At 46.0% G+C, this 24,283-nt stretch carries 23 protein-coding genes; 2 read left to right on the top strand and 21 right to left on the bottom strand.

All coding sequences use genetic code 11. The features are described from left to right. Positions 1–535: 535 nt before the first annotated feature. From FYJ59_RS05900 to FYJ59_RS05935, 8 genes are all read right to left on the bottom strand, one after another. Entirely contained in the window at positions 536–2,938 is a 2,403-nt protein-coding gene (locus FYJ59_RS05900; protein ID WP_154495918.1) for an alpha-galactosidase, read from the bottom strand. A gap of 3 nt (positions 2,939–2,941) precedes the next feature. After that, positions 2,942–4,300 (bottom strand): glycoside-pentoside-hexuronide (GPH):cation symporter, encoded by a 1,359-nt coding sequence (locus FYJ59_RS05905; protein ID WP_154495920.1) that lies wholly within the window; start codon positions 4,298–4,300, stop codon positions 2,942–2,944. A 59-nt stretch (positions 4,301–4,359) separates the two neighbouring features. Next, positions 4,360–6,789: a glycoside hydrolase family 2 protein gene (locus FYJ59_RS05910; RefSeq protein WP_154495922.1), complete on the bottom strand. Its 2,430-nt coding sequence runs from the start codon at positions 6,787–6,789 to the stop codon at positions 4,360–4,362. A gap of 28 nt (positions 6,790–6,817) precedes the next feature. After that, positions 6,818–7,393, bottom strand: a complete 576-nt coding sequence (locus FYJ59_RS05915) for a TetR/AcrR family transcriptional regulator (protein ID WP_154495924.1) — start codon at positions 7,391–7,393, stop codon at positions 6,818–6,820. 202 nt (positions 7,394–7,595) lie between these two features. Continuing rightward, positions 7,596–8,705, bottom strand: coding sequence for a ribonuclease E/G (locus tag FYJ59_RS05920; RefSeq protein WP_154495926.1), 1,110 nt, complete (start codon positions 8,703–8,705; stop codon positions 7,596–7,598). Continuing rightward, the gene (locus FYJ59_RS05925) at positions 8,702–9,433 is read right to left on the bottom strand and encodes a TIGR03936 family radical SAM-associated protein (RefSeq protein ID WP_154495928.1); all 732 of its coding nucleotides are present in this window, start codon (positions 9,431–9,433) and stop codon (positions 8,702–8,704) included. The genes FYJ59_RS05920 and FYJ59_RS05925 overlap by 4 nt, the downstream gene beginning before the upstream one ends. 105 nt (positions 9,434–9,538) lie before the next feature. Beyond that, a complete protein-coding gene (locus FYJ59_RS05930) occupies positions 9,539–11,413 on the bottom strand; it encodes a TIGR03960 family B12-binding radical SAM protein (protein ID WP_154495930.1) in 1,875 nt (624 codons plus the stop codon). Between the two features lie 9 nt (positions 11,414–11,422). Continuing rightward, positions 11,423–11,566 carry a DUF4129 domain-containing protein gene (locus FYJ59_RS05935; protein ID WP_154495932.1) on the bottom strand — a complete coding sequence of 48 codons (144 nt, stop codon included), beginning with the start codon at positions 11,564–11,566 and terminating at the stop codon, positions 11,423–11,425. Between the two features lie 183 nt (positions 11,567–11,749). On the opposite strand from FYJ59_RS05935, the gene FYJ59_RS05940 reads away from it, so the two are divergent. After that, a complete protein-coding gene (locus tag FYJ59_RS05940) occupies positions 11,750–12,049 on the top strand; it encodes a hypothetical protein (protein WP_022155051.1) in 300 nt (99 codons plus the stop codon). Here the strand turns inward: FYJ59_RS05940 and hisIE are convergent. The 9 genes from hisIE to FYJ59_RS05985 form a co-directional block, all read right to left on the bottom strand. Next, entirely contained in the window at positions 12,027–13,313 is a 1,287-nt protein-coding gene (gene hisIE, locus FYJ59_RS05945) for a bifunctional phosphoribosyl-AMP cyclohydrolase/phosphoribosyl-ATP diphosphatase HisIE (protein ID WP_154495934.1), read from the bottom strand. The two genes, FYJ59_RS05940 and hisIE, sit on opposite strands and share 23 nt — an antisense overlap. Before the next feature lie 55 nt (positions 13,314–13,368). Continuing rightward, positions 13,369–13,956, bottom strand: a complete 588-nt coding sequence (gene hisB / locus FYJ59_RS05950; protein ID WP_154495936.1) for an imidazoleglycerol-phosphate dehydratase HisB — start codon at positions 13,954–13,956, stop codon at positions 13,369–13,371. An 8-nt stretch (positions 13,957–13,964) separates the two neighbouring features. Next, the gene (hisD, locus tag FYJ59_RS05955; RefSeq protein ID WP_154495938.1) at positions 13,965–15,257 is read right to left on the bottom strand and encodes a histidinol dehydrogenase; all 1,293 of its coding nucleotides are present in this window, start codon (positions 15,255–15,257) and stop codon (positions 13,965–13,967) included. A 60-nt stretch (positions 15,258–15,317) separates the two neighbouring features. Continuing rightward, the gene (gene hisG, locus FYJ59_RS05960) at positions 15,318–15,974 is read right to left on the bottom strand and encodes an ATP phosphoribosyltransferase (RefSeq protein ID WP_022155055.1); all 657 of its coding nucleotides are present in this window, start codon (positions 15,972–15,974) and stop codon (positions 15,318–15,320) included. Further along, positions 15,974–17,119 carry an ATP phosphoribosyltransferase regulatory subunit gene (hisZ, locus tag FYJ59_RS05965; RefSeq protein WP_154495940.1) on the bottom strand — a complete coding sequence of 382 codons (1,146 nt, stop codon included), beginning with the start codon at positions 17,117–17,119 and terminating at the stop codon, positions 15,974–15,976. The genes hisG and hisZ overlap by 1 nt, the downstream gene beginning before the upstream one ends. 114 nt (positions 17,120–17,233) lie before the next feature. Next, positions 17,234–17,770 (bottom strand): Holliday junction resolvase RecU, encoded by a 537-nt coding sequence (locus FYJ59_RS05970; protein ID WP_022155057.1) that lies wholly within the window; start codon positions 17,768–17,770, stop codon positions 17,234–17,236. A gap of 16 nt (positions 17,771–17,786) precedes the next feature. Continuing rightward, positions 17,787–18,809 (bottom strand): RluA family pseudouridine synthase, encoded by a 1,023-nt coding sequence (locus tag FYJ59_RS05975; RefSeq protein WP_154495942.1) that lies wholly within the window; start codon positions 18,807–18,809, stop codon positions 17,787–17,789. A 25-nt stretch (positions 18,810–18,834) separates the two neighbouring features. Beyond that, positions 18,835–19,419 carry a hypothetical protein gene (locus FYJ59_RS05980; protein WP_154495944.1) on the bottom strand — a complete coding sequence of 195 codons (585 nt, stop codon included), beginning with the start codon at positions 19,417–19,419 and terminating at the stop codon, positions 18,835–18,837. Positions 19,420–19,425: 6 nt separating this feature from the next. Next, the gene (locus tag FYJ59_RS05985) at positions 19,426–20,127 is read right to left on the bottom strand and encodes a pseudouridine synthase (protein WP_154495946.1); all 702 of its coding nucleotides are present in this window, start codon (positions 20,125–20,127) and stop codon (positions 19,426–19,428) included. 76 nt (positions 20,128–20,203) lie between these two features. Between FYJ59_RS05985 and FYJ59_RS05990 the strand changes: the two genes are divergently transcribed. Further along, positions 20,204–21,127 carry a hypothetical protein gene (locus FYJ59_RS05990; RefSeq protein ID WP_154495948.1) on the top strand — a complete coding sequence of 308 codons (924 nt, stop codon included), beginning with the start codon at positions 20,204–20,206 and terminating at the stop codon, positions 21,125–21,127. On the opposite strand, the gene FYJ59_RS05995 is transcribed toward FYJ59_RS05990, so the two are convergent. The 4 genes from FYJ59_RS05995 to rsmD are packed head-to-tail and all read right to left on the bottom strand — an operon-like array spanning position 21,082 to position 24,263. After that, positions 21,082–22,515, bottom strand: a complete 1,434-nt coding sequence (locus FYJ59_RS05995; protein WP_154495950.1) for an N-acetylmuramoyl-L-alanine amidase family protein — start codon at positions 22,513–22,515, stop codon at positions 21,082–21,084. The two genes, FYJ59_RS05990 and FYJ59_RS05995, sit on opposite strands and share 46 nt — an antisense overlap. A gap of 57 nt (positions 22,516–22,572) precedes the next feature. Then, positions 22,573–23,172 (bottom strand): vacuolar family H+-ATPase subunit H, encoded by a 600-nt coding sequence (locus tag FYJ59_RS06000; RefSeq protein ID WP_154495951.1) that lies wholly within the window; start codon positions 23,170–23,172, stop codon positions 22,573–22,575. 14 nt (positions 23,173–23,186) lie between these two features. Beyond that, positions 23,187–23,696, bottom strand: a complete 510-nt coding sequence (gene coaD / locus FYJ59_RS06005) for a pantetheine-phosphate adenylyltransferase (RefSeq protein ID WP_154496004.1) — start codon at positions 23,694–23,696, stop codon at positions 23,187–23,189. An 18-nt stretch (positions 23,697–23,714) separates the two neighbouring features. Then, on the bottom strand, positions 23,715–24,263 hold the full coding sequence (gene rsmD, locus FYJ59_RS06010) for a 16S rRNA (guanine(966)-N(2))-methyltransferase RsmD (protein ID WP_154495952.1): 549 nt from the start codon (positions 24,261–24,263) through the stop codon (positions 23,715–23,717). Between the last annotated feature and the right edge of the window lie 20 nt (positions 24,264–24,283).

Here is a 24,283-nt window from a genome sequence, read left to right on the forward strand (position 1 = left end):
CTAATCTGTTCTATGGCTTTCATGTCACCAACTATGTTTTAGGTTCTCACCCGCAAAAGACGTATTTTTCGCACAGTTGCCAAACGCTCACGGGGAAGTAAATTCCCCTACCGCGTCAACTCTGTTCGTACTTGATAGTCAGATATTTTTATTTATGACTGCCACTCTTCGATTCCAGTGTTCGGACGGAGTGACAGTCACTACTGGTTGTAATATCTGTCTATCTGCGTCCTCACGACGGTCTGCGCTTGGTATCCAATACCAATGCTCAACGTGCGAAAAATAGTGACCCTTTTGCGCATAGTTGGTTCGGTGCCCTCTGTCCCAGTAAGGGCTAGCTTCCTCCGTCAAAATTTTACAGAATTTGTATTCATTTAATCATGTTCTTTCATATATTGAAATACCTTTTTATCATTCTTTGATTTTTTATACCAGCCAATACATACCATTATAATTCCAACAATAATGGCCGTAGTTCTTACTGATGAATCTGGTGAAAGATTCTTTGACAGGTGCTTTTAAAAGCGTTATTATTTTATTCCACAGCTTCCATAAAGTAAATTCGGGAAGAAAAATCCGGGAACAGTCGGGTGTCGGAATTATATCCGGTTCCGGCAAAAGCGGGCTTCAGTGCGATTCCTGCACGCATCAGGGTATCTCCGTAAGCAGTCAGGTCTTCTTTTTCACCATCCATATTCACGAATCGCGAAAGAATCTCCTGTAATGCAGATCCCTGCTTGATATGAACCGGAGAAACAGTGTTCACAAGGTCTCCGAAGTCTTTCAGATTGTATTTGATATTCCTGCCGTAGAAATGATATTTCACATCCGGAAGTAACCCCACCGGTCGATAACAGTCATGGGACTGGTTCGGAACTGCCAGGCACCGGAAGAACAGCCCCACTGCTCTTCTGCCATCCGGGGACACGCAGGTCCAGGATAAGGTTTCCGAGTCAGAATCCTCGTTTTCTGTTCCACGGTAAAAGGTTCCAAACTGGAAAACATCCCGCCATTTTTTATAAAGTGTAATCTGTTCCCGGATTGCGTTGAGATCACTTCCGGACAGATCCTTTAAATTGCATTCATATCCTAAGACGCCGAAGGAAGCTACCTGAAAACGGGTTTCAAGGGGTGTGATTCTTAAGGTCTGATGATTTGGACAGGATGATACATGTGCTGTAAATACCGATAAGGGATATCCATAGCTGTAACTGTTCTGAATCCCGGTACGGCACAGTGCATCAGTATTATCGCTCGCCCAGATCTGCGGGAAATAACTTAATATTCCCAGATCAAAACGATTTCCACCTGAACTGCAGCCTTCAAACAAAATTTCAGGGAAACGTGTGGTAAGTTCATCCATAATGTGATAAAGCCCCAGCACATAACGATGTGCCGTCTCTCCCTGTTTCGTGGCCGGCAGATAAGGGGAATAAATATCACTAAAATTGCGGTTCATATCCCATTTTACATAACGGATGTCTCCGGAGGAAAATACCTTCGTCATGGAATCTATTACATATTGTTGTACTTCGGGATTGCACAGATCCAAAAGGCGTTGATTACGTCCCTCGGAGTGGGGATGTCCCGGAATCATCATTGCCCAGTCGGGATGTTCTTGATAGAGACGGCTGTTTTCACTGATCATCTCCGGCTCAACCCAGAGACCGAAATCCATCCCCAGGGCTTTGATTTTTTTACTGAGGGAAGCAATTCCTCCGGGCAGCTTCTTCGGATCCGGTTCCCAGTCTCCCAGGGAGGAGGTGTCATCATTTCGTCCCAAGAACCACCCGTCATCCATGACAAACAGTTCGATGCCGACATCTGCTCCTGCTTTTGCCAGCTGTACAAGCTTTCTCTCATCAATCTTAAAATAACAGGCTTCCCAGCTGTTTAACAGAACCGGACGAGGTCTTCTCTTCCACACTCCTCGGACAATATGCTCTCTGATAAAGGAATGTAACTGTCGGCTGAGTCTGCCATACCCCTTCGAAGAATAACTTAAAACAGCCTCCGGTGTATCAAAGTGCGCTTCCGGAGTCAGCTCCCAGGAAAAACTTTGTGGATTGATCCCACTTAAAAAGCGCAGTTTCCCATAAGAGTCTTTCTCAAGGGCTTCATAATGATTTCCACTGTAGATCAGATTGCAGCCGATACAGGAGCCAAAAGTCTCACAGGTGTTCTTATGTCCCAGGATCATAAAAGGATTCGAACGGTTCGAAGAGGTTCCTGTATAAGAAGCATTTACAAATTTGCCGGAATGTAAGGAAATCTGTTCTCTGTGCATTTCTCTTGCCCAGGCACCACTGAAATGAGTGATCATGGAATAATCCTCTGTCAGATCTAATTGTGCGCTGAGGCATCGATTCAAGGTGACAGTTGCGTCACTATGATTGATCAGCCGTGCACTCCTGGTAATGACATCACATTCTTCGAATAAGGTATAAAACAGCTGCAACTCCAAATGATTCGTAACATCCTGCAAAATAATCTGAAGGCATTCCACGGAATCAGTTTCCGCTTCTGAATAACTGTGAGGGAGTCCGGAATCCTGCAGGCACTGTTCTCTTTCCTTTAAAGTAATAACTTCATAGGAATCAAAAGTAAAGTCAGAGGTGACACTTCCGTCATCAAGCCTGACTTCTAAAAAGGGTTCCCGGATATCTCCCTTTCCCAACGTACTAACCTCCAAACAGATATCTTCCATGGAGATCTGCGGATGTTCCCTGTCGTAGGTACAGGTATTTCCCGGAGCGAAGGCTCTCTGTATGACAAGGGGCGCACAGGAGGAAGGATTCTGTGAATCCACAGTGATCCGTTCCCCGTAATACAGATGTTCTAAATGTCCGGTCTCCATGACCCACATTCCGTAGGTTGTGTGAGCTGTCTGTAAAAAGAACCATGGTCTTGTATCGGAATCTTTTACAATCTGAATCATGCTTTAAGCCTCCTGAATCTCTTTTAATCGTTCCTCGGTCAACTGATACTTCTTATGAAAGAAAATGACACCGGTGACAAGGAGCAGAATGGGGAACAGTGTCATCGTCATACGAAGTCCCACCACAGAACTTCCGGAAGCTCCTGCAGTTGCCACAGCATCGCTGGTATCAGAGCTTAAGTTGCAGAGGTTCAGGCACAGAGAAGCCACTAACGCAGCAACACCGGAAGCCAGTTTTACCACGAAGGTCTGCATGGAGAAAATGACACTCTCGTCTCTGCGATGATTTTTCCATTGACCGTAATCTACGGTATTGGCTAAAAATACGGTGGTCAGTACGGTCAGCATACCATTGGCGGCAAAGATTAAGAAGCCGGGAATGAATAGTAAAAATACATTACTCATATTCGTAAAACATAAAAGAAGCAATACAGCATATCCGGCAATTGCCATCAGGAAGCTGACATAGAAGATCCGGATGGTACTCATAAACTTACGAAATAACGGGAACAGAAGCATCATGGCGAGAATCTGTACCGCTCCACCGAAGGTGTTGAATAGTGTATAGGAATTATACCAGGTATCTCCGCCAAAATCGTATTTGAAGAAATAAATTACCAGGTTGGAGGTGGTATAGACCGCGCAGTTGATCAGTACAATGGTAATTACCACTGCCATCGCCTGATCGTTCTGAATTAACGCCTTGAACATCTGGCCGATGGAAGGTGCGTCCACATCTACCGTAGATTTTTCCTTGATATTAATACAGGTAATGGCAATAAATATCACGAACAGCACAGCAATGATCAGGGTGAATCGGGAAAATCCGATCCGCTCTTCTCCTCCGCCCAGGGCATTGACACAAAGCATGGTGATCACGGTGATGATGGCAGAGCCGACACCGGCGCAGGAACGTCCCAGCGTAGACAATCCTTCACGTTCTTTTCCGCTGTGAGTAAATGCCGGTATCATGGACCAAAAGGGAATATCCATCATGGTATAGGTCACGCCCCAGAGAATGTAAGTGACTGCCGCATAAGCTACCAGTCCATTGCCATCCAGTGCAGGCGGTGCCGAGAACATCAGATACAGAACAACGGCATTGGTCACTGTGCCGATCATCAGCCAGGGGCGGAACTTCCCCCATCTGGTCCTGGTCTTTGCCACGATGACGCCCATGAAGGGATCGTTAAACGCATCGAATACTCTTGCAACCAGTAGAATGATACCCATGGCTACGGCGTTCACGCCTAAAATATCCTGATAATAATACAAAATATAGCTGGCAGACAGCATGTATACCATATCCTTGCCTACCGCACCCAGTCCATAAGAAAATTTTTCTTTTCCACTTAAACCCATAATGTAACCCTGATCCTTTCTTTTGAAATCCTTTGAAATCTAACGCTCAAATGAAACCATTAAATCATAATCTGAAAAGGTATCCGTATTTCCCCTGCCGTCTGTGACTGCAACAGCAAAGCTCCCCGACCGGATCTTCCCGTACTCTTAACATAAGTTCCACCCATGCCTCCCTGTAAAGCAATGGTGTCAGGTCCGATGATGGAGATGTCACCTTCCGTAATCAGACGAACCGGCTCCTGATAAAAGGGAAGCACATTTCCATGGTCATCCACTGCACGGATCCGCACCAGTGACACATCATAGCTGTGCTGTTCCGTCAGAATGGTATGATCCGCTTCTGCTTCCAGCCGGATTTCGCGAACCGGTTCTTTGGTGACGGATTTTACGACTTTGCCGTCTTTGATAGCGTCAAACCGGTATATGGTAGCCGTACCGCCCCAGTCACCGATGTACTTTGTATACAGCCTGGTCACTTCCGCAAAATCGATATGATAGATCAGAAGCAGTTTTAAAGCCGTAAGATATAATCTCTTTGGAATGTGGTTCAGGCTTCCTCGCGCTACGAGATTCATGGCATCCGTGATCTCCTTGGCATGTTTCGGACGGAATCTTTCGTTCTGTGCAAAAGAATCTCCGATAAAATCATCAATCAGGATGGGACCGTGCTTTAAGTGCTTATAAGGTGACATTTCCGGCAGATATTCCTTGATAAAACGATCATTTTTGTACATCTTTACGCTGTCTGCATTGGACAGAATGTAGATGTTGCCGCGGTTACAGCCGGGATGCTCTCCGATATCCATGGAGGAAGTGATCTCCAATACAGGAGACTGTTCCTGCTCACAGGCATAGATATTTGCTGCCAGCTTCGGATTCCGGAACATATCCATGACACCATGATAACAGATCCTGTCACCGCTTCCGAAGTCTTTGTGAGTGTTGTAGTCGAACATGCACCAGCCGAAGCTTCCGGCAATATCGGGCTGACCTGCCACGGCATCCAGTACATTGGCGTGGCGGATGGCATGCTCACTGCGGCGCTCTTCGTTGTCGAAGGCCTTTGTGGGATACATATGTCCGTTGTACTCACTGATCAGATAAGGCTTCTCCATATCAGATGTGACTTTTTTCTTTGGATCACAGCCGGGCATCTCACCGTCGTGCAGAAAATCATTATACGTATAGACATCTTCTAACAGATGACTTTTTTTCATGGCACGGACACCACCGGTAGGTCTTGATGGATCCAGCTTATGTGCCACGGCATTGGTCTTTTCGTAAAAAGCATCGTCATCCGGTGACTCATTGATGCGTATTCCCCATAAAATGATGGAGGGATGATTACGGTACTGTCGGATCATGTCTTCGGCATTTGCAACCGCCTGTGCTTTCCAGGAATCATCTCCGATATGCTGCCAGCCGGGGAATTCTGTGAATACTAAAAGTCCAAGCTCATCACAGCGCTCTAAAAAATAATGGCTCTGGGGATAATGGGAAGTCCTTACGGCATTTAAACCCAACTCCTTTTTCAGAAGATCCGCATCCAGCCGTTGCATGCTCTTAGGCATGGCATATCCCACATAAGGGAAGCTCTGGTGGCGGTTTAAGCCGCGGATCCGCAACTTCCTGCCATTAAGATAAAAGCCGTCCTTTTTAAATACTGCTTCCCGGATACCAAACGTGGTCTCTGTCTCATCCAGGAGCGTATTATCCTGATATAGTTGTGTCTTTAAAATATAAAGATTAGCTTCTTCGGTGTCCCATAACAGGGGAGCGGTAATGGTTGCCGTGAGGGAGAACTCCTTGTCGCAGGAAACATCCGTAGAAACAGTCTGCTCGCACAAAAGCCTCCAGGATTCCTGCGCGGCTGCGGTACTTTTGGGCATGTAGTACTGTCGGATGGTCACGTTCTCATCACTTTCAGTAAGCGTGAGCTCAGAGGTGATCTGAGCTGTCACGGGAGACGATCTGAAATCTATCGCTGTATGGACGAAGATATCCGAAAGAGAGACTTTTTCCTTTACTTCCAGCCGGACATCCCGGTAGATACCGCCATAGGTCATATAATCGATCACATAGCCAAAAGGCGGAACGTTTAAATTCTCTCTGCTGTCTAAGCGGACACAGAGCAGGTTATCCTGCCCATAGAGTACATTGTCTGTTAAATCTACAGTAAATGCAGTGTAACCGCAGTGATGCTCTCCCACTTTTTTCCCATTACAAAATACAGTACTGTCATGGGCAGCTCCCTCAAAAATAAGCAGGATCCGTTTTCCCTGCCAGTCCTTTGGAATCAGGAGATGGCGCCTGTATCCGCTGACCATCTGGTAGAGGGATTCGTCAAAATAATGAAACGGGGTTTCCTTACAGGTATGCGGCAGACGTACCGGCTGCAGTGTGTTTTCCGGATATTCCGGTGTCACTAAACTGTCCTCAAACTGTTCAGTGAACAGCCAGTCGTCGTTTAAGTAAAGTCTATGTGTCATAAGTTCTTCTCCCTTTTTGTCTGCGTATTTACTGCCTCTGTGTGATTCCGTACATGAGAATATTTACGACCTCGTTTAAGGCGTCCACGTAAGTCAGATGATTCTGTGTGAGGATATCTCTTTGGAAAAACTGCTCAATGGAGGCTTCCAGCATCATTTTCACAAGACAGATGGGAACCGGGCGGATACTGCCCTCTGCCATGCCTGTCTCGATCAGCTGGATCGTAGGCTCCCAGCCGGTCTCTAAGCGAAGCTCCACTTTATGGTAGATCTTAGGATATTTGTCCCGTAGGGAATAGAGCTTTCTGAGGTCAATATTCTGATAGCCTTCCGGCAGGACGCCTAAGATGAGCTGTAGCTTTTCGATGGTTCCCAGCGCAGGATCCGTCAGGATCATCTGCTCGCTTTCCTTGATCGAATCAAAAATATAATCTACCATAGCAAGAAACAATGCTTCCTTATCGTCATAGACGGTGTAGATGGTCTTTTTGCTGATGGAAAGTTCCTTTGCCAGGTCATCCATCGTGAACTTCAGCCCTTTCCGATCGAAGACACGAAGGGTGGCATCCAAAATGTTTTTTTGCAGAGCATCTGTGGTATCCATAGGTGTTCCTCCGTCTTTAGAATAGAATGCTTTCATAGGTTTCTGCGGAAACCAAAATATATATTTTAGTTTCCTTTGATACAAGAGTAACATTTTGCAGGGGAATATTCAAGAAACGTTTTTACTAAAAAGAGTTTCCTTAAATTGTGAAATATAACAAAAAACCAGCCAAACGAGTGTTGACTGGTTTATAAGCAGGTTCTTATATTTTTTCCCATTGTTCCGCCAGGGTGGGGTGGGACTTTTTACGGGTGATCTCCACTAACCCCAGAGGTGTCATATCCACGATCCGGGGATGCTGAGGATCCTGTGTGGTCAGCATTTTCAAGTATTCCAGTAGTTTCTGACGATTTTCCTTTTCTGCCATATTGATGAAGTCTACAATAATGATACCGGACAGATTCCGTAGACGCAACTGTCTAGCAACCTCTTCTGCCGCTTCGGCATTGACCTGATAATAGGTCTCTTCTCCCATCTTCTTAGATTCATTTTTGCCGGAATTGACATCGATGACTGTCATGGCTTCCGTGGGCTCAATGACCAGATATCCGCCGCATTTCAGCCAGACTCTCGTATCCAGTGCCTCATCCATCCCCCTTTCGAGAGAATATAAAAGACGCAGGGAAATGGCAGGATCATCATACAATCGGAGACTCTTCTGCTGTAAAAGCGGATGACTGCTTTCAGAAAGCTTGTGGAAGATCTCAGGGTCATCCGTAAGGACTTCACTGTATTCCGATGAATCTGCCAACTGCTCCAATGCCTCGTAGATGGCTTCAGAAGGCGCAAGAAGACAGGTAAGGCATACTTTATGGATTGCCTGATTTAAAAGGCTCTGAAGGGCTTCAGATGCGCTCTCATGGGTGGCTCCGTTTTTAACAAGCTGTTGCTTCATCCGGGAAGGATCTGTGGTAACGGAAGCCCGCTTTGTCTTCTGGGCATCTCTGGTGACCATGACCACCAGTTCATCTCCGGCTTTTAAGCTTCCGTCCGGCTGTCTGTTGGTTAGATGTGCCGTACCTGCTTCCCGTAATGGCAGAAAGCACAGTTCCCCGGGCGCAATCTCCACGAAGCAGGCATCGATGTTTTTCGCAACATTCTGTATTTTTCCAAGGTAGATTCCGCCAAGCTTACTGGCATTCGAACGAAGAACCCGCACGGCGGCAATTCCGCCGGAGTTCACAAGTAATGCCACATTTTTATCCCGAAGCTTCGTAAAGATCATTTTACCGGTAGTACAGTCCGTGCTCTTACGGATCTCATTTATTTCTTTTTCTCTTGCCGGTCTGCCGCCGGTGAGACTGCGGCTCATTCGCTATCTCCGGAAGCCGCTTTGTAAGCTTCTTCGCTGTCATAACCGATGGCGTCTAAGGGAAGCAGTTCTCCGGCATCGCTTCTTAAATAGGTCTCTTCTCTGTTGACCATAAGGGCATTCTCAGGGAGGGGGTCTCCATTTTCAGCAAATAATGCCTCCACTACCTGAATGGGCTTGATATTGCCGGCGCTGGATGCATCTACCAACAGATACAGGCTGTTACCATCCACGGCTTTCAGCTCATAGATGCCTTCTTTTAAATTGATTTCCCGGCTGCCTTTTTTGGTCTCCTTGGTGATCAGGATCTCGTCCTTTTTAAGGAAGCGTTCCACAGCAGGTGCCAGATCAAAATGAGGACCTCTGCCCTCCCGGAAGGTTACGGTATATCCGGCGGCAGCCACACTTGCCATGGCATTGCCCGCCTTATCCGGCAGGATCTTCACGGAAGTGATCTCAATGCCGGGTACAGATGCGGCATTGAGCCGTGTCTTAACATCCTCGCAGGAAGTCAGGGAATGTACTTCCAAATCCATATATTCTCCGTTGCTGGTCAGTCCCACGCCTAAGGGTGCGGCAAAGGACATGATCTGATGCGGGCTGAAGCCTCCGGTGTATGCTACATCCAGCTCCGCTCTGCGGTTGGCTTTCTGGAAAAAACGCATTACATCCAGATGGCCAATAAAACGTACCGGTCCGTATTTTTTGAATTTAATTCTTAATTTCATAATTTCTGTCAGATTTCTATGCGGTCTTTCTTGAAAGACCTGCAATTCCCTTTCTTCTTATTCTTCAACATTCAATAACGTGCCATAAGGGTGTGTCTCGTACGATCAGTCTCTGGGCTCTATGCAGATACCGCAGCCGAATCTGGCGGCACCGCAGCCCTGACATGCCTGTTTGCAGTTCGGTGAGGTCGTCTCGTTTTTCGCCTTCTGCCATTCTCTCTCCAGGAAAGAACGGGAGACACCGCAGTCCAGGAAATCCCAGGGCAGGATCTCGTCCAAGGGTCGTTCTCTGTGGGAATAGAAATCCGGATCCAGACCGCAGGCAGCGAAGGCTTCCATCCAGACATCATTGTGGAAGTATTCGCTCCAGGCATCGTAGAAACAGCCCTTGTTATAAACATATAAAAGCACCTGGGACAATCTCCTGTCGCCTCTTGCCAGCACACCTTCTAATACGCTGACATCTGCTTCGTGCCAGTTGTACTTGATACTCTTCTGGTTCAACTGTTCGGAGATGGCTTTTCTGGTCAGATATGCCTTTTCCACGAATTCTTCCTTGGTACACTGGGGTGCCCACTGGAATGGAGTAAAGGGCTTCGGTACGAAGAAGGAGGTACTGGTGACAATCTGTACTCTGCCGTTGACACGTTTCTCCTTCGGGACCGTATCAAAGAAGGTGGCTGCGATCTTATTGGACAGTTCAGCGATGCCGCGGATATCCTCCTCGGTTTCGGTGGGATGTCCCAGCATGAAATACAGCTTGACTCTGGTCCAGCCGCCCTCGAAAGCCAGCGCGGAACCATGCAGGATCACTTCTTCCGTCAATCCTTTATTGATGACATCACGCAGTCTCTGGCTGCCGGCCTCCGGAGCAAAGGTCAGACTGGATTTTTTCACATCCTGCACCTTACTCATGACATCCAGGGAAAAGGCATCGATACGTAAGGACGGCAGGGAGATATTGATATGTCTCTTGTTGCATTCTTCCATCAGGAAATCAATCAGTTCCGGTAGTTTGCTGTAATCACTGGAGCTTAAGGAGCTTAAGGAGATCTCCTCGTGACCGGTATTTTTCAGCATCTCCATGGCGTATTTTTTCAATACTTCCACGTCACGCTCTCTGACCGGACGATACAGCTGCCCAGCCTGGCAGAAACGGCATCCGCGGATACAGCCTCTCTGAATCTCTAAGACCACTCTGTCCTGTGTGACCTTAATGTAAGGTACCACGGGCTTCATGGGATAAAAGCTGTCGGTCATATCCGTCACCAGTTCCTTGCGGATCGTAGCGGAAATCCCCTCTTCGGTCGGTCGGAAGGAAGCGATGGTGCCGTCCTCATGATAAGTAGTTTCATAGAACCTGGGAACATACATGCCGGGCAGCTTCGCAGCACGGCGTAAGAATTCTTCTCTACCCGTCTTCTCTTCTCTGCACTTTTTATACAGATCGATCAGTGGACGATACTGGGTCTCGCCTTCACCGATATAGAAGATATCGAAAAAGTCTGCAATGGGTTCCGGATTATAGGTGCAGGGACCGCCACCGATGACAATTGGACAATCATCCCCGCGTTCCTTTGCAAGCAGCGGGATCTTCGCCAGATCCAGGACCTGTAATATATTCGTATAACACATCTCGTACTGGATGGTGATTCCCAGGAAATCAAAATCCTTTACCGGATCCTGACTCTCCAGGGCAAACAGAGGGATGTTTTCCTTACGCATGATGGCATCTAAATCCACCCAGGGAGAATAGACTCTCTCACACCAGACATCGTCCCAGGAGTTGAGCATGCCGTACAGAATCTGAATGCCCAGATGGGACATGCCGATCTCGTAGACATCGGGGAAGCACATACAAAAACGGACATCAATGTTATTTAGGTCCTTCACCACCGCGTTCACTTCGTTGCCGATGTAACGGGCAGGTTTTTCAATCTTCATCAGAATATCATCGCTTAATGCTAATTTTTCGTTCATAATCAATATTTACCTCAATTTATTTTTCATCTGCCGGACATCTTCCTCCGTGCAGGGAATCCTGGAATATCTGGCTTTCTCATAGATTTCCGCCATTCCCGTAATGCCGAGAGCTTTTTGCGCATCTCTAGCAGTATAAAATGGGATGCTCATCTTTGCAAGCCCGCAGGAGTTTATTTTTTCTGATACTCATTTCCTGTTTGTTCTGTCGTGATCTCTCCCAAATTGCTCATAACTATTCAGAACTTCATTATATCTTAAAAAAACCAGTTCTGCCAGTACCAAAAGGTACATAAATATGAACTGCAAAGCATGGTCATGTAGGGAGGAATATTTTTGGAACCATTGGATGATAAGAATACAGCACAACTGCTGCAGCAAATGCGCAGACAGACAGAAATAAGGCCGGAGCAGGAAGAATCCAGTGGTTCCGGTAGTTCTCATACCGGGACTTTCAGAATCCGTCTTGCTCTGGCCGGAGTATTACTGCTTACAGTGATATTGCTTGATCGAGAAAATAAAAGCTTTGCCGGTCTGTCCATGGATCAGGTGCTGTCTTACGTTACGGAGGTAGATTACGGAACATATATCGAGACCTGGATGGAAAATGCGGTTAACGATTTGCAAGCTCTGTAGTGATTTCTTCCCAGGTGACATTTTTCTCTGCCATCAGGACCATCATATGATACAGGAAATCGCTGATTTCATATTTGACCTCATTGGGGTTGGGATTTTTGGCAGCGATCACAATCTCGGTCGCCTCCTCGCCCAGTTTCTTGAGAATCTTGTCAATGCCTTTTTCGAACAGGTAATTGGTATAGGAACCCTCCTTGGGGTGGACCTTGCGATCCTTGATCACATCGAATACTTCCTCGAATACCTGTAAGGGGTTGCTGCTTTCTTCGTAATCCTTTTTTGTGATCTCGTTAAAGAAACAGCTCTTGCTGCCGGTATGACAGGCAGCACCGATCTGTGATACTTTAGCAAGGATTGTGTCCATATCACAGTCAGCCACCAGTTCCTTCACATACTGGTAATGTCCGCTGGTGAGACCCTTCAGCCATAATTCCTGACGGCTTCTGCTGTAGTAAGTCATTTTACCAAGCTTCAGAGTCTGTTCATAAGCTTCCTCATTCATGTAAGCCATCATCAGAACTTCCTGGGTACGATAATCCTGCACGATAACAGGTACCATGCCGTCACTGTTTTTCTTGAAATCTTCCCACTTGTAAGCAGCCTGGAAGGATTCAATGGGAATATCATTTTCCCGGCACAGATCCTTCAGGGCAACGATTTCTTTCACATTGTCATTGATGGTATTACCGGTGACACCGCATACATTTTCATATGCGAAGATCTCTAACAGCTTGTTTAATGCTACCTGATTGATCTGCACGAAAAAGGGAAGGGACAGAATGCTCTGCGTCTCCCGGATCTGGTGAGGATTCATCAGGATCATGGCAGAGACATACTTTTCAATTTTATCTTTATGTAATTCCAGAACGGAAGGATCATTATAGGAGATCAGTATCTTTTCCTTGCCAAATTTCAGGGAGACTTCCTCCGTGATCTCAATATTACTCTCTTTCTCATAGTCGAGAACCGCTTTTTTACATCCGGCATAAAGTAATTTCTTAATGTCCTCCATGCGCTTTACATTGCCGACACCGATGACATCCACTTCCGCTTTGGCGCAGATTTCCTTAATGATGTCCAACGCTGCCTCATGCTCGGCGTCTCCTTCTGACATATCGAATACGATCAATTCATCTGCATTGTGCTCACAATAATAATCTGCCAGACGTACCGGGTCGGTATCCACGATGGTGGTATCCGTAAGATTTCTTACCGCATGCTCATGATATAAATAAATACAGGGAACAAATTTCTTGATGATCATAGTAATCCTCGTGTTTTCTATGCCTGCAGGGTACGGACCACAGGCACGTATTTTTTTACAGACTTCCTTTGGTACTTAATACATCCGTTACCTTCGGATTATAGGAAACGGCCTGATCCAGTGCTTTGGCAAATGCCTTGAATATTGCCTCGATCATGTGATGATTGTTACCGGAGGACAACATTTTGATATGTAGATTCATTCCGGCACTATAAGACACCGCATAGAAAAATTCTTTTACCAGCTCGGTATCCAGTTCACCTACATTAGGCACCGTGAATTCACATTCAAAATTAAGATAAGGGCGACCACTTAAGTCAATGGCACACAAGGCAAGCACTTCATCCATGGGCAGGATAAAATAACCGTAACGGTTGATTCCTTTCTTATCTCCCACTGCCTTTTTGATGGCTTCGCCTAAGACGATACCGGTGTCCTCCACCGTATGGTGGCCATCCACCTGTAAGTCTCCCTTTACCTTGCAGTTCAGATCAAAAAAGCCGTGTCTCGCAAAGCCATCCAGCATATGGTCAAAAAATCCGATGCCGGTAGACAGATCTGCTTTTCCGCTGCCATCCAGATTCAGGGTAATGGCAATATCGGTCTCTTTTGTTGTTCGGTTCACAGATGCTTTTCGTTCCATAGTATCTCCTAATCTTCAAATCTCACTTTAATACTGTTTGCGTGTGCGGTCAAGCCTTCGCTTTTTGCAAAGGTCTCAATCTGGTTATGTACTTTCTCCAGAGCCTGTCTGGAATAAGAAATGATACTGGTTTTCTTGATGAAATCATCTACATTTACCGGTGAGAAAAATCTTGCGGTACCGTTGGTAGGCAGGATGTGGTTCGGACCTGCAAAATAATCTCCTAAAGGCTCGGAAGCATACTCTCCTAAGAAAATGGCACCGGCGTTGCGGATACGTGTCATGGTGTCAAAAGGATTTTTCGTAATGATCTCAAGGTGCTCGGAAGCAATGGCATTTGCTGCATCAATGGCATCTTCCATACTTTCAGCCAGTAATATATATCCGTAGTTATCCAGTGATTTCTGAATAATGGGCGCACGTTCCAGTACTTTCACAAAACCATCCACCTCTTCAGATACCTTCTCGGCAAGCTCCTTAGAAGTCGTGATCAGGATGGCACTTGCAAGCTCGTCATGCTCTGCCTGGGACAGAAGATCTGCCGCAACGTATCTGGGAGTTGCGGTCTCATCCGCCAGCACCAGAATTTCACTTGGGCCGGCAATGGAATCAATGCTGACATAGCCGTACACTGCTTTTTTGGCAAGTGCTACGAAAATATTACCGGGGCCGGTAATCTTGTCTACCTTCGGAACAGACTCTGTGCCGAAAGCCATGGCAGCGATGGCCTGTGCTCCGCCAACCTTATAGATGGTATCCACACCGGCGATATCAGCAGCTACCAGAGTTCCGGGATTGACTTTACCGTCTTTTCCGGGAGGGGTGGTCATAATGATCTCATCTACACCGGCTACTTTCGCAGGGATCACATTCATCAATACACTGGAAGGATAAGCGGCTTTTCCACCGGGAACATAGACACCCGCCCTCTCAATGGCGGTGATCTTCATACCTAAGATAGTGCCGTCGGGCTTGGCATCGAACCAGCTGTTACGAAGCTGTTTCTGGTGAAAAGCGCGGATGTTCTCTGCGGATTGACGGATCACATCGATCAGGTTTTCATCCATCTGCGTATAAGCCTCCGCAATCTCTTCTTTCGTGACGCGAATGTTTTCTGCGGTTAAAGTAAACTTATCGAACTGCAGGGTATAATCGAATAAAGCCTTGTCACCCTCGGCACGAACTCTGTCAATGATCTGATTCACGGTGCTCTCATACTGAGAGTAGTTATTCGGGCTTCTCTTTAAGAGGTCGTTTAAAATACTCTGTTTTGATTCTTTATCCAATGCTACGATTCTCATAACGGTACTCTCCTAATCAATATGCTGTGATTTATCTGCTCTATTTTCTGATTTATCTGGTTACGACTGTATTTTTAACTGCTCGCGGATTGCCCCCACCAGTTTGCGGATACGGTCGGCTTCCATCTGCATGCTTACCGGATTGACGATCATGCGGGCGGACAAAGGACATACCTCTTCCAAAACTTCCAAACCGTTTTCTTTTAAGGTGGAACCGGTCTCCACAATATCCACGATGACATCGGATAACTCTACCAGAGGACCTAACTCCACAGAGCCATTTAACTTGATAATGTCTACTGTCTGATGCTTTTTATTGTAAAAATATTCTCTGGCGATATTAGGGTATTTGCTGGCTACCCGGATCCTCTCATGATGCTTTAAAAGTTCTCCTGCGGAAGCGGGACCGCAGACACACATACGGCATTTGCCAAAACCAAGATCCAGGACTTCATAAACATTACGATTTTCTTCCAAAATCGTATCTTTACCGACCACACCGATATCCGCAGCACCGTATTCGACATAAGTGGGAACATCGGGGCTTTTAGCCAGGAAAAAGCGCAATTTGTATTCTTCATTGACAAATATCAGCTTTCTGGTGTCTTTATCTTTCATTTCGTCGCAGGTAATACCGATCTGCTCGAAAAGTTCCAGTGTCTTTTTGGCAAGTCTGCCCTTTCCCAGAGCAAACGTAAGATATCTTTCTTCACTCATTACTGGTCTGCCTCCTCGTTCTCGGTGATTTCGGGGGAAAGTACGGTGGGAATGCCTTCTTTACGTAATTTTGCAGCCGCAGCAAGCTTTACCAGATAATCCGTCTCGTCTCCTGCCCGGTAATACATAATTTTGCCGGAAGCGGGAACATCAATAACTACTTTCTGACGAGATAAAGCCTCCAGCAGATCATCAATAACGATGACAAAACCGATGGCTGCCGTATCTTTACCGAACTTTCGGAGCAGGTTGTCATAACGACCGCCTTTTACCACGGCATCACCGATGCCATATGTATAAGCCTTAAAAACAACACCGGTATAATACTGATATTTGCTCAGCATTCCGAGATCAAAGGTAATATATTCCGCTACACCGTATTGCTCCAGGCGTTTTCTTAATTTCTCGAGTCTTGCGATCGCCTGTAAGGAACGTTCATTTTTCACCAGTGATTTGGCATCCTCCAGAGATTCTATGTTTTCAAACATATCCGCCAGCTTTAATAAAATGCTGTGATAAGGTTCCGGAATCTGCTTCTGTTCCAGCAGTTCCTGCGCAGCGAAAAAATTCTTGCCGGAGATGCAGGAACGGAGTTCTTTTTCCGTATCTTCATCCAGACCTGCTTCTTCACAGAGGCCACGGAAATAGTCCACTTCTCCTATGGTTACCTGAAATCTTGTCAGTCCTGTGCTCTTCAGCGCTTCGATCACCATACTGATGACTTCCGCATCTGCCTCCACCGAAGGATCACCGATGAGTTCCGCTCCCATCTGGGTCACTTCTTTTAATTTACCCTGTAGATTGGATGTGTTGGTAAAAGTATTGCCGTTATAACTGAAGCGAAGAGGAACCTTCTCTTCCATGAAATATTTGGCTGCACAACGGGCAATGGACGGGGTAAAGTCCGGTCTCAGCACTAATGTATTTCCTTCCTTGTCAAAAAACTTATAAAGCTCCTTGCTGGGCGTGGTTCCGATCTCCTTGGAAAATACATCGAAAAATTCAATGGAGGGTGTCTGAATATCTTCATATCCAAAACAATGAATAGCATTCTGCAGCTTCTGCTCCACAGCCAGTTTCCTGGCATATTCTTTTCCGTAAATATCCCGGACACCTTCCGGGGTATGTAAAAGTCTGTTGTTCATAATAACATCCTCTGCTTTATATGCTTTTATATACTTTAGTAAGCTAACGTGCTACCATAGTAGTACGTGAAACTATTTGTAGTATACTAGGTGGCTTCTCTGATGTCAAGAAATTTATTCTTCCCGATCTTCCAGATCTTTTTTCAAAATGTCCAGATAGGGAACCAGAATTCCCTGATGCTTCGGAAGAACATATTCCGGATTTAATTCTTCGAACCGAAAGCTTTTCCGACCGCCTTCCTGTGCTCTATCCCAGAAAAACCGGAGCATTTCATAAGGCAGATAGTATAACAGGTCCTTATGACTGTAGAAAATCAGGAAAAAAGCAATGCCACCCTGTTTTTCAAACTGTCGCATAAATTCTACTTGGTGAGGATGAATATTCTGCAGGGAAAAAGTATCCACGGCACATTCCTTGGCATCAAAGCATACAGGGATTCCCTGCACGGCACCGATGTAGTCTACGGTACTCTTCTGTTCGAAAAAAGCCAGTGTGATCTGCCGGCTGTTTTTATCCATTTTGATGGGGGTAATGGGAGTAGGAATCTTCTGTATCAACGCCAGTCCGGCCTCCGCGTATTTTTCATTGGTACGGTTGACCATGTCTTCCAGTGTGGATCCCCGGAGTCCTCTCGTATTCCATGTTGCCATTTTTTAGGACTCCTTTCTAACAGGCACTGTCAGGAGCCAGATTCAGAGCCTGTAAGATTTCTGCAAATTTATGGGGAAGTGGTGCGGTAAAAGTCTGTCCGCTTACTTTGGCAAGAGGTCCTTCTGCCTCTTTCGGAAAACAGATCCTTCCGGCATGCAGAAGCTGATGATGCAGAGAATATTCCGACTGCATTCTCCTGTTTAATTTGTTGTCTCCGTATTTGGTATCTCCTAACAACGGATGTCCGGTGCCGGCCAGGTGGGCACGGATCTGGTGTGTCTTGCCGGTGACCAGTTCTACGGTTAACAGCGTGAAATCTCCTGCCACGGCATTTGGCATATAAATGGTACGGATATAGGAAGCCTCAGCGGGAGCCTCCGACGGATCAGCATAAACCTTTACGGTATTGGTACTTTCCTCTTTATACAGATAACCCTCCAGGGTACTCTCCTGTACAATTTTGCCCTTGCAGATTGTCTGATAATATTTTTTTACCGTACGATCCTTGATGATACGGCTGAGAGCCTGGGAACCGGATAACGTCTTACCACATAATACGATTCCGCTGGTATTGCGGTCCAGGCGGTTACAGACGGATGGATGAAAAGTGGCGAGATCGGCCTCAGTGATGGCATCCGTAGCCAGCAGATGTCCGATCAGCCATTCATTCAGGGATAGATCCTCCGGTTTCGCCTTCTGCGTCAGAACCCCGGCGGGTTTATTCAGCAACAGAATATCTTCATCCTCATAGAGAACACTGATATCCTTTAGGGAACGGTAAGCTTTACGGTAGTCAGAAGTGGTTTCTCTATTCTCGGCGCCGGACAGCGAGGCAAACGTTTCCTCCGAGAAAAAGCATTTTATCTCGTCTCCCTGGGCAAGAATTTCTTTTCCTTCTGCTTTTTTCCCATTCAATGTAATATTTTTTTTGCGTAACATCTTATATAAAAATCCGGTACCGGCGTTTGGAAATGCTTTTTTCAGAAATTTGTCCAGACGTTGACCAGCCTGATTTTTACCAATGGTGAGTTGCTGCATAAAAATCCCTCTTTTCAAAAGTATTTTACAGAGATACGCTTTTTAATGTCTGACAGATCCCGTCTGTCAGTTCCGGCTGTGCGGGAAGGTCTTTTAACTGTTCACATCTCTTCAGATACTTGTCAAGATCATGAAAAATTTTCACAGTGACTTCTCTGTAATTATCCTTTTTCAGGATATCCTGAATGTGTTTATAAAAAGCCTGTTCTGCGAACTTCGGATCGGACGTGTATCCGCAGAGAGTGTTGCCGCAGATGGTCATGTGATGAATCACATAATTTTTCTCATAGGAGGTAAACACCATATCATAGAGTCCGGTAAGGCCGTCGGTATGTGCGGCAATCTGCGCAGCATCCTGTTCGTTACATCCCTTATAGCGTAAGAACATAAACATCTCCACCAGACTTTTGCATGCCGGAAGACATCCCAGTACCGCTACGATGGTCAGAAGATTCTCCCGACTGCCGGTAGTGACCCATCCGGCAATAAACAGAGACAGGGAAATGGCAAAATAAAGCACCGTTCGTAAAATTTCATAATTTTTCTGGGTGCGGAGATATCCGCTAGTCCCTTTGTAGGCATCTGTGGAAAACATTCTTTTGAATTGCATTAAAATTTACTCCTTTATTCGTAAGTGTTTGATTTCTTCTTCAGTCAACGCCCGGTAATCTCCTCTGGAAAGAGCAGGATCCAGGGACAGCGAGCCGAAACGGATACGCTCTAAAGTAAGTACCTGATTACCTATGGCCTGCAACATGCGTTTTACCTGATGGAAGCGACCCTCGTGAATGGTCAGCAACAGGTCTCCGTCTTCGGTAAGTACGGCCTTCGCCGGAGACGTCGGTTTGTCGTCTCCGATTTCAAGACCGGATTCCAGACGGTGGATATCTTCTGCGGAAAGCGGCTTCCCCGGCCTTACACGATATGTTTTATCCACATGCTTTTTCGGCGACAACAGATCATGGGCCAGAGCACCGTCATTGGTTAAGAGCAACAACCCGGTAGTATCTTTATCCAGACGTCCTACCGGGAACAGCTCCTTCTGCTCCGGTACCGCCAAGAGACTTACCACGGTGGGTGCAGTATTGTCATTGGTGGCGGATACGACACCCTCCGGTTTATTTAACATGTAATAGACATATTTTTGATAATGGATTTCTTTCCCCTGACAAATGACAATGTCGGTATCTTCATTGACCTTTGTCTCCGGCTTTTTGACCATCTGACCGTTTATCGCCACTTGTCCCTTTTTGATGTATTCCTTTACCTGGCTTCTGGTGCCTATATTATTATCACATAAAAATTTATCCAATCGCATGGACACTGATCTCTTTCTTAAGACTTAAAATTCTTTTTCCGGCATATAGTATACAAACTCTGCAAGGCAGTCTGCTATGAAAAAAATATCCGGAATCTGTTTTTTTGTTGTAATGACCTGCTGCATCCTGACACATTCTTCCTTAAGCCTTGCATATGCTGCCTTGGGCCTGGAACTTTGGTATGAAAAAATGGTGCCGGTGCTTCTTCCGTTTATGATCCTGTCGGGAACATTGATCCGCATGGGACTGGTAAACAGTCTGATCCGACCGGTACAACCTTTGTTTGAAAAAATATTTCGTCTGTCCAGACCTGGAACCTATGTGATCCTGATGGGATTTCTGTGCGGATTTCCCATGGGAGCCCGTACCATTGCTGATTTTCGCGACAGACAGGAACTTTCTGTAACGGAAGGACAATATCTGCTGTCCTTCTGTAACAATCTTGGACCGGTATATTTTCTTGGATTTGTTCTGCCTTTGCTGCACCGGGAATCAATACTGCCCTATTTATTCGGAATGTATGGTATTCCACTGGGGTACGGTATCCTTCTGCGTTATACAGTATATCGCAGGAAAATTTCGATGTCACAGACAATTTTCACAGTGTCAGCCGGTGGAACACCTGTTATGCCGTTGTTGGAAGCATTGGATGAAGCAGTGTATGCTGCCGGCAGAAATATTTTACAGCTGGGAGGTTATATGATCTTCTTCAATCTGCTGAATCTGCTGCCGGGGATCTTTCTTCCGGATGGTCGTGTCTGTGCTCCGCTTTTGGAGATCAGCGGAGGGTTAAGCATATTGGGGGATCGATGGCCTCTTTATACGTTATTGCTGCTACCTGCCGGAGGACTTTGCTGCCTGGCCCAGACCGGAAGCTGTATCCGAAATACCGGTTTATCTCTGACCGGATATTTTTTTCATAAACTGTTTCTTACCGGACTTACAGCACTTTATTATCTGGGATGGTTCCTGTTGCGCCCGGACACATTTCTGCGCTGAGCCTTCCGTCTACGTTTCCGGTGCCTGCTCTGTTGGATCTGATACAGTAGAAAGACCATCAGAAGTAATACCACCAGAACGATACATATGACCAGAAACACTCCGAAATTTACTTCCTTTTTGCCTTCAGAGGATGATCCTGTATTCCCGGCTAAATCAGCCATGGTGATCACAGAACCATAAGCGTCGGTCACCTGGGTTTCCGATATGCGGGAAGCCGCTGCCTCTTCTGCAGCCAGGCTTTCCTGTCTTGCTTCTTCCGCAGCCTTCTCTTGATCGACAAAAGGCTTGGCAAAAGTAATCGGTTCACTTTCGGTAAACAGATCCGCCTGGTTATATCCACGCACCGTGATTACCGGGGTTTCTCCCTTAGTGAAGGACAGGGAAAAGGTAAAAGTATCTGGATAAGTGCCGACCATGATATCCAGATCCGGCCAGGGGATCAGTTCGGAATAAGTCTTCCCTCCATCGGTACTGTAATCATAATACATCATGGGACAATCGTAGTCCGTCGCGGTCACTTCCAATGTGACTTCTCCGGTGTCGTAATCCGCGTTTTGCAATGTCAGTACACAGACATCCGGTTCGGTCTGATCACGGATCGTAGCGGGAAGAATGGATTGCAGAGATACTTCTGGAAGATTATTCGCTTCATTGCTGTAATCTACCCCCAGACTTGTGCTGGATAATCCAAAATATCTGGCAACGGATAATGCATCCTCTCTGCCGAAACGTTTCCAATCCTCTTCGGTCTGGCAATAAGGGGTATCACGACTTTCGTCGACATGACAGTGCTCAATGATAGCGGAAGGAATTGATCGGGCGGTGCACTCCCGGATGATTCCGTAATAATCGTCTCCATTATTTTTTAATTTTGTCTTGACGCCGCGGAGGAACAGTCCCATATCTTTCATCTGCTGCATCTGTTCCCAGCCGAATTGATAGCCGTAGGCATTGTATGGCTGTACGGAAGAGATCCATACTTCGGAACCGAACAGGTCATGATCCACGGATGCATTGTAATGAATACTGAATAAAAAATCCGCATTCCGCTCTGCAGCGAACTGTGCCCGGTCTGCCAGAGAAAGATTGACATCTTCCGTATGGGTCAGGTAGACATCCACATTATCATATTTCAGTAATTCTTCATACATTGCCATGGCGGTAACCATGGACATTTTCTTCTCCTGGACAATGCCTTCCAGGGTTCCTTCATTTTCACCACCGTGTCCGGGATCGATGACAATGGTAACCCTCTCTCCGGTCTCCTGTGCTCTCGGAGCCGCAGCAGCTTCCAGCGAACTGCAAAAAAAACAGGCTGTGACAAGACTGACCGTACAGATCATTGTCCTGACAAACAGCCTTTTTTGTTTTTTACTAACTTTCATTATGTCAATTCCTTTATTTTTAAAAAACCAGCTTTCGGCAGAAAACTGGTTTTATGATTACATTACATTTAAATCATCACTGGCCTCGTCAGCGTTGTCTATACCCTCTAAGTCTTCATCTACCGGATGGAGTTCACTGCGGTTAGACTGGATAATATCCCGATACTGATTCAGATTGCCGATCAGGGTATCATAATTGGCACTGGCCTGCTGTGTGGAAGCGGATATGATATTTTCCAGATGAGCCAGCATATCATCCATATACTGCATTGCCTGGGATTTTAATTCATTGGCTTCAATGGTGGCATTGTCCAAAATCTCCTGTGCCTGTTTACTGGCCATGGTGACCACCTCGTTGGCCTGGGCATATGCCTGCTGCATAATTTCATGTTCATTGATCAGTTCGTTGGTATGAACGGTTGCTTCATTGATCAGAGCTTCTGCCTTGGCCTTGGCATCGTTCAGAATTGCCTCTTTGTTGCTGATGATCTTCTGATAACGTTTGATCTCATCCGGTGTCTTCATGCGCAGTTCCCGCAACAATTCATCGATTTCATCCTTATTAACAATGATCTCGGTACTGGACATGAACTTAGGCTTACAACTCTCGATATAATCTTCTATTTCGTCAATTAATTGTTCGATTCGACTGCTCATGAAACTCTCCTTATTTACACATTGCGATTGTCTGAAAGCTTTTTCTGACGATATTTTTCGTAAATCAGATCAGCTACAAAATCCGGAACACAGGGTGTGATGTCTCCGTCAAAGCTTGCAATCTGCTTGATGGCAGAGGAACTTAAATAAGCGTATTCCAGACTGGTTGTTAAAAAAACGGTATCGATTTTGCCGTGGGAAAGCATCCGGTTGGTCTGGGCCATCTGCAGTTCGTACTCAAAATCTGTAATGGCACGCAACCCCCGCACAATGACATGCAGATCCTTTTCCTGTGCATAATCTACTAATAGGCCGCTGAAACTGTCAATCTGCACATTAGACAGATCTTTTGTGGCTTCTTCTAGTATCTTAACACGTTCCTCTACAGAAAACAACGGTGTCTTTTCTTTATTATTCAAAACACTGACAATTAAAACATCAAATATTTCCGAGGCCCGGCGGATGATATCCATATGTCCGTTGGTAATAGGATCAAAGCTTCCGGTATAAACAGCCCTTTTCATAAAATCTCCGTTCTGCATTTATTTCCTGCGAAGAAATACATGCTTGTTGGTTTTGTATTTTTTTTCACGGGTTACTTCAAACCCAAGCTCCTCTACATAAGAAAACTCCGTATGCAGAGAGGCCTCCACGAGGATCAGTGTTTCCTCTGATACATATTTTGCATAACGCAACTGTTCCAGAACTCTGCGTTCCTGCTCCTGATCGTAGGGTGGATCCATGAAGATCACATCTACATGTTTTTCGTAGATGCCGGTCAGCCCGGCACAGGCATCCTGCTTTAATACGATAGCACGATCTTTCATTTTCGTAAATGACAGATTATCTTCGATACATGCCAGTGCTTTAGGCGCATTTTCGATAAAATAAGCTTTTCTGGCGCCGCGGCTTAAGGCTTCAATGCCAATGCCGCCGCTTCCGCTGAAAATATCCACGAACACACAGTCCGGAATATAAGTCTGCAGCATATTAAAAAGAGTTTCTTTGATCCGGTCGGTTGTGGGTCTGGTATCCATGCCCTCCGGGGTCTTTAGCGGCAGACTTCTTGCGGTTCCTGCAATTACTCTCATATGTTTTCTTCTCCGTTTCT

This window comes from Waltera intestinalis, from assembly GCF_009695995.1.
GTDB classification, from domain to species: Bacteria; Bacillota; Clostridia; order Lachnospirales; family Lachnospiraceae; genus Acetatifactor; species Acetatifactor intestinalis.